This is a genomic window from Paenibacillus sp. CB74 (assembly GCF_055687625.1).
Genome location: NZ_CM146009.1, coordinates 3,099,222 through 3,115,446 on the forward strand (window position 1 = coordinate 3,099,222; position 16,225 = coordinate 3,115,446).

At 45.7% G+C, this 16,225-nt stretch carries 15 protein-coding genes; 5 read left to right on the forward strand and 10 right to left on the reverse strand.

What is annotated here, in order from left to right:
* Positions 1-73: 73 nt before the first annotated feature.
* Entirely contained in the window at positions 74-436 is a 363-nt protein-coding gene (locus ACX9NY_RS13690; protein WP_339241087.1) for a winged helix-turn-helix transcriptional regulator, read from the forward strand.
* Positions 437-482: 46 nt separating this feature from the next.
* Here the strand turns inward: ACX9NY_RS13690 and ACX9NY_RS13695 are convergent, their stop codons facing one another.
* The 4 genes from ACX9NY_RS13695 to ACX9NY_RS13710 form a co-directional block, all read right to left on the reverse strand.
* Complete coding sequence (locus tag ACX9NY_RS13695; RefSeq protein WP_472478894.1) at positions 483-2,099, reverse strand: sensor domain-containing diguanylate cyclase; 1,617 nt, start codon at positions 2,097-2,099, stop codon at positions 483-485.
* Between the two features lie 158 nt (positions 2,100-2,257).
* Positions 2,258-3,001, reverse strand: a complete 744-nt coding sequence (locus tag ACX9NY_RS13700) for a spermidine synthase (RefSeq protein WP_339241084.1) — start codon at positions 2,999-3,001, stop codon at positions 2,258-2,260.
* Positions 3,002-3,162: 161 nt separating this feature from the next.
* Entirely contained in the window at positions 3,163-4,065 is a 903-nt protein-coding gene (locus ACX9NY_RS13705) for a LysR family transcriptional regulator (RefSeq protein ID WP_339241083.1), read from the reverse strand.
* A 33-nt stretch (positions 4,066-4,098) separates the two neighbouring features.
* Complete coding sequence (locus ACX9NY_RS13710; protein ID WP_339241081.1) at positions 4,099-4,533, reverse strand: MerR family transcriptional regulator; 435 nt, start codon at positions 4,531-4,533, stop codon at positions 4,099-4,101.
* A gap of 167 nt (positions 4,534-4,700) precedes the next feature.
* On the opposite strand from ACX9NY_RS13710, the gene ACX9NY_RS13715 reads away from it, so the two are divergent.
* The 3 genes from ACX9NY_RS13715 to ACX9NY_RS13725 all read left to right on the forward strand — a co-directional run bounded on the left by ACX9NY_RS13715 (position 4,701) and on the right by ACX9NY_RS13725 (position 8,200).
* On the forward strand, positions 4,701-5,579 hold the full coding sequence (locus ACX9NY_RS13715) for an SDR family NAD(P)-dependent oxidoreductase (protein WP_339241078.1): 879 nt from the start codon (positions 4,701-4,703) through the stop codon (positions 5,577-5,579).
* A gap of 240 nt (positions 5,580-5,819) precedes the next feature.
* Entirely contained in the window at positions 5,820-6,983 is a 1,164-nt protein-coding gene (locus ACX9NY_RS13720) for an oxalate decarboxylase family bicupin (RefSeq protein WP_339241076.1), read from the forward strand.
* A 77-nt stretch (positions 6,984-7,060) separates the two neighbouring features.
* Complete coding sequence (locus ACX9NY_RS13725; RefSeq protein ID WP_339241074.1) at positions 7,061-8,200, forward strand: zinc-dependent alcohol dehydrogenase; 1,140 nt, start codon at positions 7,061-7,063, stop codon at positions 8,198-8,200.
* Between the two features lie 139 nt (positions 8,201-8,339).
* Here ACX9NY_RS13725 and ACX9NY_RS13730 read toward each other — a convergent pair whose 3' ends face one another.
* The 4 genes from ACX9NY_RS13730 to ACX9NY_RS13745 all read right to left on the reverse strand — a co-directional run bounded on the left by ACX9NY_RS13730 (position 8,340) and on the right by ACX9NY_RS13745 (position 13,052).
* Positions 8,340-9,128 (reverse strand): class I SAM-dependent methyltransferase, encoded by a 789-nt coding sequence (locus tag ACX9NY_RS13730; protein WP_472478898.1) that lies wholly within the window; start codon positions 9,126-9,128, stop codon positions 8,340-8,342.
* A gap of 203 nt (positions 9,129-9,331) precedes the next feature.
* The gene (locus ACX9NY_RS13735) at positions 9,332-11,299 is read right to left on the reverse strand and encodes a PTS fructose transporter subunit IIABC (protein WP_472478900.1); all 1,968 of its coding nucleotides are present in this window, start codon (positions 11,297-11,299) and stop codon (positions 9,332-9,334) included.
* 92 nt (positions 11,300-11,391) lie between these two features.
* A complete protein-coding gene (gene pfkB / locus ACX9NY_RS13740; RefSeq protein ID WP_472478902.1) occupies positions 11,392-12,303 on the reverse strand; it encodes a 1-phosphofructokinase in 912 nt (303 codons plus the stop codon).
* A gap of 2 nt (positions 12,304-12,305) precedes the next feature.
* Entirely contained in the window at positions 12,306-13,052 is a 747-nt protein-coding gene (locus tag ACX9NY_RS13745; protein WP_472478904.1) for a DeoR/GlpR family DNA-binding transcription regulator, read from the reverse strand.
* Positions 13,053-13,241: 189 nt separating this feature from the next.
* On the opposite strand from ACX9NY_RS13745, the gene ACX9NY_RS13750 reads away from it, so the two are divergent.
* Positions 13,242-13,925 carry a G1 family glutamic endopeptidase gene (locus tag ACX9NY_RS13750; RefSeq protein WP_472478906.1) on the forward strand — a complete coding sequence of 228 codons (684 nt, stop codon included), beginning with the start codon at positions 13,242-13,244 and terminating at the stop codon, positions 13,923-13,925.
* Between the two features lie 119 nt (positions 13,926-14,044).
* Here ACX9NY_RS13750 and ACX9NY_RS13755 read toward each other — a convergent pair whose 3' ends face one another.
* On the reverse strand, positions 14,045-14,536 hold the full coding sequence (locus ACX9NY_RS13755; protein ID WP_339241055.1) for a hypothetical protein: 492 nt from the start codon (positions 14,534-14,536) through the stop codon (positions 14,045-14,047).
* 135 nt (positions 14,537-14,671) lie between these two features.
* Complete coding sequence (locus ACX9NY_RS13760; protein ID WP_472478909.1) at positions 14,672-16,102, reverse strand: NAD(P)-binding domain-containing protein; 1,431 nt, start codon at positions 16,100-16,102, stop codon at positions 14,672-14,674.
* Positions 16,103-16,225: the final 123 nt, after the last annotated feature.

Below are 16,225 nucleotides of genomic sequence, written 5' to 3' on the forward strand. Positions count from 1 at the left end.
TACGTACGATATGTAATGTAATCACCCAAATGGATACCATAGATTATCACCGTAAAGTGGAGGTGCACTAATAATGAAAAAAGATGCAACCAAGCCATGTCCAACGCCATACGGCTGTTCCGTGGAAGTTACTCTTAGTGTGATTGGAGGCAAATGGAAAGGTGCCATTTTGTATCACTTATTCTCTGGTCCTCTGAGATTCAATGAGCTTCGCAAATTGTTTCCTGACATCACCCAGCGTATGCTCACCCTACAACTTCGAGAGTTGGAAAGCAGCGGAATTGTTCATCGTGAAATCTACCCCCAAATCCCTCCAAAAGTGGAGTACTCGCTCACAGCATTTGGTGAAACGCTACGACCAATTATCTTCAGCATGCGAGATTGGGGAGAAACGTATACCAATGAGGTGCTGGCCAGATCCTCACAAGAGGTATAGAAAACAAAAGAAGCTGTCCCTTGTTCTTAGGGAACAGCTTCTTTATTTATTTGATAACCGTCTGGATCGTAACCGTACGATTACGCCCCTCTTCCTTCGCTTGATACAATGCATTATCGGCCAAGTGAAACAGTTCTGTGGATGTTGTGGAGTGCTTCGGATATTCAGCAATACCAGCTGAGATGGTTACGGAACGATCAATAGGCAATATGCTTTCTTCGACCGTTATTCGGATACGTTCAGCAATCTCAAAAGCCACGTTAGACTCGGAATTCCTTAACAAGACTACAAATTCCTCTCCACCAAAACGAGCACAGACATCTTCCGTGCGAACAGACAATTGAATGATATTGGCAATGTGTTTCAGCACCTCATCCCCAGCATGATGCCCGAATGTATCATTAATGGACTTGAAGCGGTCAATATCCAGAACAATTATGGAGAATGGCGTTTCATCCTGAATCCATTCCTGAATGACTTCTTCGAAGGTTCTGCGATTGTTCATACCTGTTAAAACATCTGTTCTGGCATCATAGACAAGCTGGTTCTTCTGCTTCCTAAAGTTCGCCAACGCGCCAACAACGGTACGTGTAAGAAGGTCCGCCTCCCTGTTCCAATGAGGCTTCATCACCGGCAGATCCACTTGTCCCTTATCGACCTGATTCACCAAATCAGCGAGCAACACAAACGGACTTGCCAGCTTACGTGCCACCCGAAGTACAATTAGAGTCAGAATCAGGAAAGGCACAGAAGTATACAGTAACAACATACGGATATGATGATTCAATTGATCGTACACCGTTTGGGTTGGAGACACGATGACGACGCCCCAGTCTGTTGACGGAACTTTGTAATAACCGGCAAGTGAATCCACACCTGCAAGGTTCTTGTATTGTTCTTTACCGTTCTCATTTATGAGCAGCTTCTGTACCACTTCATTTTTACTGACATTTTCCCCAATGCGGTTGGTGTTTGGGTGAAATAATAACGTGCCCTTCTTATCCACAATAAAAAAGTAGGAACCATTGCTTGTCTTGAGCTGACTGCCAAAAGACAGACTCAAAATATTATCTTCCTGCAAAAAGATATTTCCACCAATCGTTCCTTGGTACGCACCTGCCGAATCAAAGATCGGTTCACTGACAAATACAATTCTGCGTTTGGTTCGGGGTGTCTGGTACGCTTCGGAGATATAGGAAGCTCTCGATTTAATCGCTTCTTTTGCTGCATCTGAACTAACATGGTTACCTACGCTAGCCTGCGAGTAAGGTGAGGTAGACCTGACTACTCCTGCTTTATCTACCAAAGCAACGGAATTAAAAAAATTACTGCTATTGCGAACCAAATCCAATGTGGAATTCAATTCTTTAGCATTGGTTTGATCCATATCAGGGAAATATTGGGCTGCAAATTTCAAGCTCTCCTGCATGGAATTAAAAAGCGAATCCAGGGTTTGGCTCATTTGCACAGCGCTTGCATAGTTTAGCGTTAGGGTGTTATCAATGAGTGACTGTTTCTGAGATGTATAAGATGAGATGACCATGAGGGTCAATGTCATTAAGACGGATATGGTGACCAGCCCACCGAGTAAAGCTGTAAGGCTGATTTTCTTGATGTTTTTTATTTTTCTTCGTAATTTGGATCTTTTGATCTGTGCAATCATTATTTACTTCCCCCGGATTTTCATGAAAAAGCATATTCCCTCTATCTTATACGAAAGTTGTTAAGATCAAATAAAGAGTTTGAGAAATCTTAACAATTACATCGTAAGATTGACGATTTAATGACATTTACTTTCCCTGGAAGAATCACTGTTCAGGTTCAGTCTGGATCAACGATGATATATCCTTCTTCCGGCTCCTGCTCAACAAACCCCGCCATGTGGGGAATCTGAAATTCGATCGCATGATGACTGCCCATTAAAATACGATTTTGAACTTCATCCGCTGTTTCTGTGGGCAATGCAAATGCATGTGTATAAGCAAAGTGTGCCTGAAGTGTCGTATAGATCGCACTCACAAGCCGGTCATTGCCAACATGACCGAACACATTAAGGAGCACAGCACCTTTCTTGTCCAGCTTGTCCTTGACCAAGGCAAAAAAATCACTGGATATCAAATGCTCGGGTGTACCCGTTGCCGTAAACGCATCAACAATAATATAATCATATATCCCTGAAGGCTCCTGCCCTAATAATTCACGACCATCCCCAATGAGTACAGGACTTCCTTCAAATCCAAAAAAAGTTCGGCTCAGCTCAGCGACCTCTGCGTCCAGCTCAGCCACCTTTACCTGACAATCAGACAAGTAGGTTGGCAATGTGCCAATACCATGTCCGACCACAAATACCCTTTCAAAATCAGGATGATTCAGTTCCATTAGATGTACCATCGCTCTTGGATACTCCAAGACCATCCGGGCAGGCTCATCCAGATCCATTGCGCCCTGCACAGCTGCATTGGAGAACTCCAATACACGAAATCGCCCCTTCTCTCCATATAGCTTTTTGGTATCATATACCGTCAGCTCATGCTGTTCACTTTTATTTCGATACAGAACTCTCACTAACCGTTCTCCCTTCGTGCTCTCACACCTATTCGACATATACCTTCATTCTATTACACGGGATGACAACATACCACCCTCTACTTGAGTGATTGCAGCAGAACAAAAAAAACCGCTCCCGATTGTACGGAAACGGATTTTTGACGAACCTCCCAACATCATTAAGACCCTATAGCCTCATGCAAAGCCCGGACATATTCCACGCCCAGATTAGAGAGAGAAGTACTCTTATGACTTATCCAGCCCACATTAATGGTTTCCTCACATTCCAGCGGTACAGGAATAATCTCGTTTCCGTTCAGATCAGCGCTAAGCACACCCGTAGAGATTGTATAACCATTCAAACCAATCAACAGGTTAAATAATGTTGCGCGGTCGTTGACCTGTATGCTCTTGGGGTGAGATAACGTACTCAGGATCTCTTCGGAAAAATGAAAGGAATTGTACTCTCCCTGGTCAAATGACAGATACGGATAATCTTGCAGCTGCTCAATCGCAACCGAATCCTGCTTCGCAAGCGGGTTCTTCACACTGATAAAGATATGGGGCTTAGCTGTGAACAAGCTTGTGAAGACCAGACCTGCATCTTTTAACAATTTGTTAATCACTTTGGCATTGAATTCATTCAAATACAGGATGCCAATCTCACTACGCAGGCTTTTCACATCCTGAATAATCTCGTAGGTCTTTGTCTCCCGAAGCGCCAACTCATATTCATCCTGACCATATTGCTGTACCAGACGAACAAAGGCATTCACCGCAAAAGCATAATGTTGTGTCGATACGGAGAAATGCTGCGGAGATGGCTTGGCGTTCAGATACCGATTCTCCAACAGTTCAGCCTGTTCTACCACCTGACGTGCGTAACTTAGAAATTCAACGCCCTCTTTGGACAGAGATATCCCCTTATTGGTACGTTCAAAAATGGTGATTCGTAACTCCTGCTCCAGATCCCGAATGGCATTCGACAGGCTGGGTTGCGAGATAAACAGGCGTTTGGCTGCTTCATTCATCGAGCCGCGTGTGGCCACTTCAATTACATATTTTAATTGTTGTAGAGTCAAGGCAGATTTCCTCTTTTCAATATCAATTGTCCGTCAAACGAATATGTTCTTTTTCTCAAAAACAGACATCTGGTTTTCCCCGGTAATAGGGCACTCATCAGGAAACATACTTCGTTTATGCAACTTCTCGTCGATGAAATCTATCACCTGCTGCAACGAAACGACCTGTGCTTCAACTTTCTTTCGATAATTAACCAGCATCTCCCGCTCCTCCGGAAAATCTGCGAGATCCGAATCCAGGGACATGTGCAAGTACGGCTTCATTTCTTCCAGAGACATTCCCGTTTTTTTGAGGCATGTGATCAACTTCATCGTATGAATATCCTCCGGACGGTATACCCGATGGCGATTGGCTCTGCGTTCAGCTCGGGGAAGCAGTCCAATCTTCTCATAATAACGAATCGTATCTTCCGATAATCCCGCCTGTTCTGACGTTTCTTTAATGGAGAACACTTCATTTTGGCTCATCCTATAGCCCTCCTCCGTATTCATATCTCTCCATATTACAACTTGGAGTTGACTCCAAGTCAAGCGTGATCCATTCGAACCCCCTCTTGACTTGGAGTCGACTCCAAGTTATAGAATGAGCGCAGCATACAGATTCGCTCTGTAATCCCATTCTTCTGGAGGTATATATGAATAACCAAAATCAGCTTCACACCGCTCTCATCACAGGCTCAACGTCAGGAATTGGTCTTGAACTGACACGCAAGTTACTGGATGAAGGATGGCAGGTGATCGGTCTCAACCGGTCGGCTTTCCCAGCCGAGGATACCGATATTCAGAACGCCTTACGTTCAGGCAAGCTTCGTTGGGTTCAGGCCAATCTGACCAACTACGATAGCCTGAGAACTGCACTGGATCAGATCAAATCTGATACCGATTCGATTGATGTCTTGTTTAACAATGCCGGGGGGAGCGCCTCCGAGCTTCGCTTCTCTGATCAGGGGCATGAACTACACTTCGAACTTCAGACGGTAATCCCTTATATCATTTACATGGAATTGGCTGAGCTATTGCTCAAAGGACAGATGAAGACAGTCATTAATACTTCCACCACCGCGTTCAAAATGGTCAAACAATTTGATCTAAACATCCTGGAACGTCCAGCTGAATTCAAAAAGCTGTTTGGTCCTTATGCCATTTCTAAGCTCGGCTTATCTCTCTGGACACGCGAGGTTGCCAAATCTGCTAAGGCGGATGGCATACAATTGCTAAGCGTAGATCCCGGTGGAAATAATACGCTACGGGGCAACAAAACATCCGGTCTGCCCTTCTATATCAAACCCATTATGAAATGGTTCTTTCCCCATCCAAGTCATGGCGCTTCATTGCTCTACAGTGCGGCTTTATCACCCACCAGACATGAATCCGGTACTTTCTTGGTGAAAAATAAAGCGACAGCGCTTCGTTTTACCGAGCAAGGTCCTGCCGTTCTCCATCGTGTACACGAAATCTACGAGCAGCGTTTTCGTACAACGCAGCGTGAAAAACCTGCCTCCACCCCATCCTAATCGTGATGTACCAGGAGGACGAAATATAACAAAAACACGCTGAGCGCCTAATGAACGGGCATCTTCAATCCGATCTGGAATTCTGCCTTCATCTGATTCGATAACCAGAAGATGTGACTGCATGCGGTCACGTCTTTTTTGTCGTTTGTCCCTCATATTATCCAGGCCCTGATTCATAGGTGTAGACATAACGATACCATGTCGCGTGTGACATGCCACTGAATCTGGAGGGATCACTCAATGACCAAAGGACAGCAACCAAATGATAAACCTCTTATCATCCCGCAACCCATTCGCAGTGATGGCGCTGGAGGACCTGATCTGGGACCCAGAGATGTCATGAGAGATATACAAAACCCCGATATGCTGGTACCTCCAGCTACCGATAACGGGTTATTGCCCAATCTGAGAATGTCTTTTTCCGATACCCATATGCAATTGAACCATGGGGGGTGGTCACGTGAAATTACCGTACGGGATCTTCCTGTTGCCACGACACTGGCTGGTGTGAACATGAGCCTGACACCCGGCGGTGTACGAGAACTCCATTGGCACCAGCAATCCGAATGGGCCTATATGATCTGGGGAACAGCGAGAATCACCTCGGTGGATCAGAACGGACGTAATTTTATTGCAGATGTTGGGCCGGGCGATCTCTGGTTTTTCCCAAAGGGTCTCCCCCATTCCATTCAAGGACTGGAGGAAGGTTGTGAATTTCTACTCGTGTTTGATGACGGGTCCTTCTCCGATCTGAATACGTTATCCATATCCGACTGGTTTGCCCATACACCACCGGAAGTATTGTCTGTCAATTTCGGCGTGCCCGAATCTGCTTTTCAGTCGATGCCGAAGGAACAGGTGTACATTTTCCAAGATACTGTCCCGGGCTCCATCGAGAGCCAGGAAGTTCAGTCGCCATACGGTACCGTTCCGCTCACTTTCAAACATCGATTGCTGGCGCAGGAACCACTCATTACACCTGGCGGAAGCGTCCGTATTGTAGACTCCACCAACTTCCCCATCTCTACTACTGTTGCAGCTGCACTTGTTGAGATCCGGCCTGGCGCCATGCGTGAACTGCACTGGCATCCTAATGCAGATGAATGGCAATATTATCTGACAGGACAAGGAAGAATGACCGTCTTTGGAGGCAATGGCATTGCTCGAACATTTGATTATCGGGCTGGAGATGTCGGATATGTTCCTGTCGCAATGGGACACTATATACAGAATACCGGTACAGACACTTTATGGTTTTTGGAAATATTCCGAAGTGATCGATTTGAGGATGTGTCCCTGAATCAATGGATGGCGTTAACCCCGCGGGATCTGGTCCGCGACAATCTGAATGCGCCCCCTGAGTTGCTCGATGCGCTGCGAAAAATAAAATGGCCTGTAGTTTAATTTAGTATCTTCTCTATCATTTGAGCTGAAAAGGGGTAATTGTCAGAGAATCCCACTATACAAGGAGGAATATGAAGATGAGAGCCGTTACGTTTCAGGGAATGAAGGACATTCAAGTCAAAGAGGTTGAAGATCCCACACTGCAACAGAAGGATGACATTATCGTTCGTATTACTTCCACAGCCATATGTGGATCCGATCTGCACATTTATCAGGGAGCCCTGCCTGCTGCCAAAGATTATGTTATCGGTCATGAACCGATGGGCATTGTAGAAGAAGTCGGTCCGGAAGTGACACGTGTGAAGAAGGGGGACCGTGTGGTCCTGCCTTTTAATATCGCTTGTGGCGAATGTTTCTATTGCAATCATGACATGGAGAGTCAGTGCGATAATTCCAATGGCAATCCGGATATTCATACAGGCGGTTATTTTGGATTTACTGAGCGCTACGGCAACCACCCTGGAGGTCAGGCAGAGTTATTGCGTGTTCCCTATGGGAACTTCACACCGTTTGTGATCCCGGAATCCTGTGAATTGGAAGATGAGGCCTTATTGTTCCTGTCCGATGTTCTTCCAACCGCTTACTGGAGTGTCGAGAATGCGGGAGTTAAACCGGGAGATACAGTTACCGTACTCGGTAGTGGCCCCATTGGACTGATGACGCAAAAGTTCGCCTGGATGAAAGGTGCCAAACGCGTTATTGCTGTAGATCGCCTGCCCTATCGACTGGAGAAAGCCAAACGTTTGAACGATGCAGAGATTTTTAATTTTGAAGATTACGATGATATGGGTGAACACATTCGCGAGATTACACAAGGTGGAACCGACGTTGTCATCGACTGTGTAGGTATGGATGGCAAAAAAAGCACGCTGGAGGAAATTGGACAGAAGCTGAAATTGCATGGCGGTTCCCTGAGTGCCATCGAGATTGGCATGAAGGCCATTCGCAAATTCGGTACACTTCAACTTACAGGTGTATATGGTTCTTCCTACAACATGTTTCCATTAGGCAATCTGTTTGAACGTAATATCAATCTCAAAATGGGACAAGCCCCTGTTATACATTACATGCCTGAGTTATTCCGTAAAATCACAGCTGGTGAATTTGATCCAACCGAGATCATCTCCCATCGAATTCCACTGGAGAATGCAAGCGATGCGTATCGTATTTTCAACGATCATGAAGACGAATGTACCAAGGTTATACTAAAACCCTGAACCGTCGCTTTGATGATTATAAATATGCCAAAAAAACAAGCAGATCTACCTGTTCAAGGTACTCTGCTTGTTTTTGTTGATTAATATCCGCCCTTTTAGTCGTTCAAAACCTGCCAACTTAATGGTCTGCTCTATTGAATCAGACATGAGTCGGCTTAGTCGCTTGAATATATACACTTTCTCCTTGGAAGCTGTCGAGCTTCCCGTTCGTTGTCACTTCAAAATCAAAAAATTTCCTGATGATGGACGGTGCGCTTAACATGCTTGCTTCAAGTACACCCCTCTCCTGTTCCGGCAGTGCTGCACGATTACACCACTCTTCAAATTTAAAGCGCTTCTGGAAAGAAACCATCGCTTCCATTCGGAAGCCCGCATACTCCAGCATATGAATCCATTCCGTCTTGCGCCATGCTCGAACATGGCTTGCATCTCGGCACTTCTCTACTTCATTGTAAAACTGGTCATTCTCATCACGTTCAGGTGCCACGTTGTCAATCAATAACAACCTTCCACCAGGCTTCATGACTCGCAACGCCTCGTGAACAAACGAAGAAACGTCCGGGAAATGGTGAGCCGCGATTCGGCAGGTCACAAGGTCAAAGACATCATCATCGAATGGTAGCTTCTCCGCATCCCCGGCTACAAAATCTACATTATCGTGTCCATTCCCCAGGATAAACTGTTCAGCTGCCTGCAGCATCTCCTTCGTTAAATCCAGGGCAGTCACCCGCTGAACAAGAGGAGCCAAAGCATTGGCGACATGTCCTCCTCCAGTGGCGATATCCAACACGTTCATATCTGGAGTAGCTTGAGATGAAGACACGAGCAACTCGAGATCTTCACCTTTGGCATGTCCCGTACTCGTCACGTATTTTCCTGCATTTTTCGCAAACTGCTTCTGCACCTGACTCTTGATTACATCAGACATTCAAATTCCTCCTGCATAAGTTTCATTAGTTGAAACACTGTTTCATTATATATTTTTATTTTACCATATATTCATATGAATGCTAAATAAGCATTTTACACAAACACAAATTCAGAGGCAAATTTCCGTTGTCTGATGAAAAAGTTGAAACAAAAAAAACATCCCCCAGGTGAAATCCACCCAGGAGATGTTTCTAATATTCCTTACTTCACAAGCGTTGGTGATTTCTTCCACAAGCCCAGAATCAGACCGGAGATCACTGCACCAATGGCAACGGCAAGCAGGAACAATATTGCGTGGTTCGCCAGTGCAGCAACAAAGATGCCGCCGTGCGGAGCGGGTACATTAATACTCCACAATTGTGTCAGTCCGCCCGCAACAGCAGAACCAACGATGCATGATGTCAATACACGAAGTGGATCAGCTGCTGCAAATGGAATTGCACCTTCCGTAATGAAAGACAATCCAAGAACATAGTTGGTCAAGCCCGATTTGCGTTCTTGCTCCGTAAATTTGGATTTGAAGAACGTCGTTGCCAGGGCAATTGCCAGAGGAGGCGCCATACCACCTGCCATAACCGCTGCCATCCATGCACCGTCTGTGTTACCACTGGATGTGAATACCCCAATCGCGAACGTATATGCCGCTTTGTTGAACGGTCCGCCCATATCGATCGCCATCATGCCACCAAGCAACAGCCCAAGCAATACTTTATTTCCTGTTCCCAGATTACCAAGTGCATCTACAAGCCATGTGTTCAGGGAACCAAAGATTGGATCGAAGACGTAGAAGCTGATTGCACCTACGATCAGCAAACCGAATACCGGATACAGCAAGATTGGTTTCAAGCCATCAATTGCTTTTGGCAAACCTTTCAATGCCTTACGAAGACCAATGACTACATAACCCGCCAGGAAACCGGCAGCCAGACCACCAAGGAAACCTGCGTTCGAGTTAACCGCCATCAATCCACCGACCATACCAGGCATCAGGGCTGGACGATCACCAATACTCATCGCGATAAATCCGGCAAGGACCGGAATTAGGAAGTGGAATGCACCTGTTCCGCCACCGATCGTTTGAAGCAGTTGCACAATTGGATTATCAGGACTAGCAATCTGCTCGAACAAGAAGGAGATTGCGAGAAGGATACCGCCACCTACAACAAACGGCAGCATATGAGAGATACCATTCATCAGATCTTTATAGATTTTGCTACCTACACTGATCTTGCCAGTGCTTGCTCCCTCTTCCTTGGTACCTCCGCCTTGACTGTGATAGATCGGTGCATCACCGTTAACAGCTTTGCGGATCAACTCTTCGGATTTGCGAATTCCATCGCTCACCGGTCTTTGTAATACCGGTTTACCATCGAAACGTGCCATCTCTACATTTTTGTCTGCGGCAACGATAACCCCTTTGGCGCGGGCAATCTCATCAGCCGTCAGCACATTCTGTGCTCCTTCGGAGCCGTTTGTTTCTACGCGAATGTTAATGCCCATTTCCTGAGCTTTCTTTTTAAGTGCATCTTCAGCCATGAACGTATGCGCTATACCTGTCGGACAGGCTGTAACCGCAACAACAAAATCTTCCGAGTTTGCGTTACCCACGATCACACCAGAGGTATTCTGTGGCTGACCACTAGTAGTTCCGGATGCGGCATTTGCTGCTTTTTCAGCTTTTGCTTTCTCTTTGGCCGCTTCTTTTTCTGCTGCTTCCGCCTGTTTGGCATCAAACAATGCACTGACTTCGGCGGGTGTATCTGTACTCATCAACTGTGAGATGAAATCGCTATCAATCAACAACCTAGAAAGAGCTGCAAGCGTACGCAGATGGGTATTCCCTGCGCCTTCTGGAGCGGCAATCATGAAGAACACATGAGCTGGCTGATCATCCAACGCTTCAAAATCAAGGCCTTGTCTACTCTTGGCAAATACAACCGTTGGTTCATTCACTGCTGTTGTTTTGGCGTGTGGCATCGCAATTCCGCCACCGATCCCCGTGCTGGATTCAGCTTCTCTTTTATAGATCATTTCCTTGAACAGGACCGGATCATTAATACGTCCGCTTCGGTTCAGGCTTGCAATCAGTTCATCAATAGCCTCATCTTTCGTTGTGGCTTGCAGGTCCATGATCATCGTTTCCTGGATCATCAAGTCTGTTATTCTCATCTTGGTACACTCCCTTAGGTTCTATCGGCCTGCGATGAGCAGGCCTCAATACATTACAATTACAAATAAGAAACTTTTATATTTCCGTTAGACTAGATCGTCGTAATAGTTACTTGATTGCGTAATTCATCAATCAATTCACGTGTTGCTAGATCATCCGAGAAAGCAGTCGCGCTTCCAGATGCAACCCCTGTGCGGAAAGCTTCCAGCAGATCGCCGCTCTGTACATAGGTACCTACAAATCCACCAATCATGGAGTCACCAGCACCCACCGAGTTTTTCACAGTACCTTTTGGCACACTCGCATGATGGACTTCTGCTTTGGTAATGAATAGTGCACCCTCGCCTGCCATGGAGATCAATACATGTTTGGCTCCGGCTTCAAGCAACTTACGCCCGTATAAAACCAATTCCTCGCGAGTCTCAATGGTTACACCGAACAGTTCGGCTAGTTCATGATGATTCGGCTTCACCAGCAATGGTGCATGTTTAAGAGCTTCCATTAACGCAGGGCCAGTTGTATCAATCACGAATTCCGCACCCGTTTGCTTGCAGACTTTAATGAGACGATCATAAAAATCCGTTCCAAGAGCAGGTGGTACGCTTCCGGAGAGAATGACAATATCTCCTTTTTCCAAGGAAGACAATTTGTGAAGCAGTTGCTCTGCTTCTTCTCCGCTTATTGCAGGTCCAAGACCATTAATCTCTGTCTCTTCTCCGTGCTTCAACTTGATGTTAATACGCGTATCGTCTGCAATTGTGACAAAGTCTGTCCGGATGTGATCTTCTTGCAACTTGTCATTAATGAAACGCCCTGTGAATCCACCAAGGAAACCAATGGCCGTGTTATCTGCTCCAAGTTGATTCAGTATGCGAGAGACATTAATGCCTTTGCCTCCAGGCAGCTTCAAATCCCGATTCATTCGATTCAATCCACCAAGCTTCAGCTCATCAACTTCCACGATGTAATCAATGGACGGGTTAAGTGTTATTGTATATATCATCGTTATCCCTCAATTATTTTAGTTTTCTGGGCGATTCCAGGCCGCCAGTGTTCTGGCATCTGCTCGGTAATCAAATCAGCCTCCTCCAAATCAAACAATTTGGCAAAAGTAATTTCCCCTATTTTGCTGGAATCAGCCAGCACATAAGATTTTCCCGACAATTGATGTGCACGCCTTTTAATCAAGGCTTCCTCCGGATCGGGTGTTGTATACCCCATTTCAGGGTCAACGCCGTTGCTTCCAAGAAAACATTTATCAAAACGGAAGTTATCCATGTTCTGTAATGCGATACTGCCAATGACCGCTTTCGTATGAATTTTCATCATACCTCCAAGCAAGTAACTGCGAATACGCTTGCTTACCAAAGCTTCAACATGTGAAAGTCCGTTGGTAACCACCGTTACGTCCTTCGCTTCAATGAAGGGAATCATGGCTAATGTTGTCGTTCCTGCATCCAGATATATGCATTCGCCATTTGCGATCTCCATTGCAGCCAAGCGAGCAATCGTTGTTTTTTGTTGAATGTTTTTGAACGTTTTTTCTTCCATGCCTGGTTCAAGCGTTTTTTCGTTCACCAGTGAAGCACCGCCATGGATGCGTTTGAGCATCTGACGACTCTCCAGATCAATCAAGTCACGCCTAATCGTTGATTCAGAAGCACCTAACACATCAACAAGCTCCTGCAATTTCACAATCCCCTGTGCATGTAAGCGCTCTATAATTGCAGCATATCGTTCTTCAGTCAGCATCTTCATTCCTCCAACTGCTTCTATAGTATCATAATCTCCTCAAAAAACAACCATTTTCATTCAAAATAATTTAAAAACCTTCAAAAATTTGCATCGTTCGACTCATTTTCTTGTCCAGTTGTCCATTTCCCTAATCCTCAAACACGCATCTGATAATCTAGTCCCGATTTTATAGAAGGTGGTGACCTGATGACAGATCGTCCACACAAACGGCGAAAACCCTGTTCCCTGCATCAGAAAAAGAAAGATTCCTCTTCGCGTTTTGGATGGGTCTCATCCAACTGGAGCGGTTATGCTTGTACAGGAAAACCACACCAATACCGCCGCATCTCAGCAGAATGGACAGTTCCCTATGTTCTACCTAGCAAAGGTAACTCGTATTCATCCGCATGGATTGGGATTGATGGCTTCAAAAACAGCAGTCTGATTCAGACCGGAACAGGTCATGACTGGGTTCAAGGCAAGGCCAGCTATTATGCCTGGTGGGAGATCCTGCCTAACGCAGAAACCATTATTCCACATCCCGTTTCCCCTGGCCATCACATTCGAGCAGTCATCGCCAAATTAACGCCCAAAACCTGGTGCATTACACTCTCTAATCTAACGTTAGGCTGGACCTTCCGCACCATTCAGTGTTATTCAGGTCCGCAATCCTCTGCGGAATGGATTGTTGAAGCTCCCACTGTTGGAAGCTCTATCGCCTCCATGGCGCGGCTTACCCCGGTAACCTTCAACAAATGTCGCCTGAACGGAAAGTCTCCTGCTTTTCGTACCTGTCAAAAGGGAATTATGATTCAAGGGCGGAGGATGGTCTCCATCCCTGGCAATCCTAATCGTTGCAAAGACGGATTCACGGTACGTCGCGACACTTGAGTATCTAATTCTAATGATCGAACGATGTTTTTTCGTATCTCCATCAAAAATCCTGCAGCCTCCAGCGCTTTATGCGCGGCGTTTGCAGGATTTTGCTGTGCATGGGAATCTCATGATGTTCAAGACTCTACAAGCATGGCATCCGGTTTGGGTTTAAGCCATTTGCCATCCTCATTAATAAACGCCCCCTTGAAGCGTCCCATCTCTAATTGTTCAATCAGCTTCTCCTCGTCCATGACCAGAATCTCAGCAAGCTGTCCCGAGGTGTAATAATCAGCGGGATTGTAATCGAGCAGCACAGGAACAGACGTATCATATAGTTCTTTGATCAGATTCTCAAAGGAATGCCGACCCAGGTTCTTCATATCTCTATAGAACTGCAAATGTTGGGACACCATATTACGGAAAGATTTATTCTCCAGATGCAACCACAACGTATTGCAGGCCTGAACACTCATATGATTTTGTTCCACATCGTAAAATTGCACTTCTTCAATCTTCATGTATTTCTCTTGAAATGCAACTATTTTAATCAAAGGTACATTCCGTTTGCGCGACGCTTTTTTCAAATGGGCTCTAAACTGTTCATAGTTCATTTTTATTTCATTCATCTATTATCCCTGCCTTTAACATGTTCCAACCGACATTTTACAACAATTTAAAGGCAAGTGTAACCTTCATCATGTGAAAAACCAAAAAACGTGCAGCATCAGATGCCACACGTTCGCTATCTTATGGAGGTGCGTTTACTCAGCGAGTGCACCCGTTTTCACCCATGTAGCCGTAAATTCCTGTTCTTCATAAGCATAGAATTGTTGCAAAATAACCTCCCGATCATCGAGGAACAATTGATCCGCTATGGCAGAGACCAGTTTCGGCACGGCACTCTTGGTCCCCGATATGGCCGATGCCGACAGACCACAGCTGGCAAGTGCAGAGTAATTGAATACAAACAGTCCATGTAACTGCTTCTCACCTTGTTCACTCCTGCTAGTCATCGCAAACCCCGAACTCAAGTAAGGATGTGCATCCAGTAATTCATTGCGATGCTCTGACGGAGCCTCATAACGGTCTTTCCAGCGCGCAATGTATGGCTCCACGAGCCTCAGTTCAGGACGAAGTGCCGGATCACTTAGCAGACCTGTGCTAATAATTAGAAAATCAAACGTATATGCTCCTTGTGCCGTATGCACAACCGCCCCCTGCTCCGTCGCTTCGACATTCAGCCAAGGCGAGTTCAAATGCAGTTCGAATCCAGGCCAGGCTGCCGCGCGATTAAACGTATCGTTGGTGGGTGGTTGATTGAATTTGAAGAAATGAGAGATCACTTCATATTTATCGGCAACCGGAAGAGCATGGTATCGCTCGATCATCCCGGATTGCTCCATCTGACGAATGGGATTAACACTAGGCAGCTTTTCCCGTCGTACAAATACATGAGCTTCCGCCACACCCGTGGCAAGAGCATAGCTCGCATTATCAAAAGCAGAAGCGCCGCCACCAAGCACAGCAACCCTTTTACCTTTTAACCGATCAAAATTAATCGCTTCAGACGTATGGGCATACAGCTCCCGAGGTAATCTATCCGCAATCATGGATGGCACATGCCACTCTCCGCCACCTTGTATCCCCGTAGCAAACACGACTTTACGAGCAAGTATGACATCCATCTGAGTTCCTGCTTTATTCACATGAAGTCGATGTATTCCGTTCTCTATCGGCTCAACAAGTGTCAATTTCACCTCATTAAGCACAGGCAGATTCAGCACTTCCCGATACCAGCGCAAATAATTCATCCATTCTCCACGCGGGATCTTGTCTACCTCTTCCCAACCTTCGCGTCCAACCTGTGCTTCCCACCATGAACGAAAGGTTAACGAGGGGATACCCAGATCGATGGAAGTCAGATGCTTGGGAGTACGCAAAGTTACCATACGCGCATAAGTCTCCCAAGGTCCTTCAAGCCCTGATGGATTCTCATCAATGATGACAATATTGGAGATCCGTTCTCGAAGAAGTCCAAATGCCGCCCCTAATCCACTCTGACCCCCGCCTACAATGACAACATCATAGACATGACCCTCTGCATGTTCTCTTGGACGCACCCAATTCGTACCGCCAAATGACAAATAATCCAGATCATTTTTCACACGCTCATTCAAAGCTTCCAGGCTCATGATTCATCAACCCTTTCGAGATCCATATATGAAATAGTCTTTTTCAATCTTTTTGATGTCAGTTTGTTGTTAGTTAATACACGAAAAATGATTCTTTTCCCTTGTATTCTTGAAATATATTAG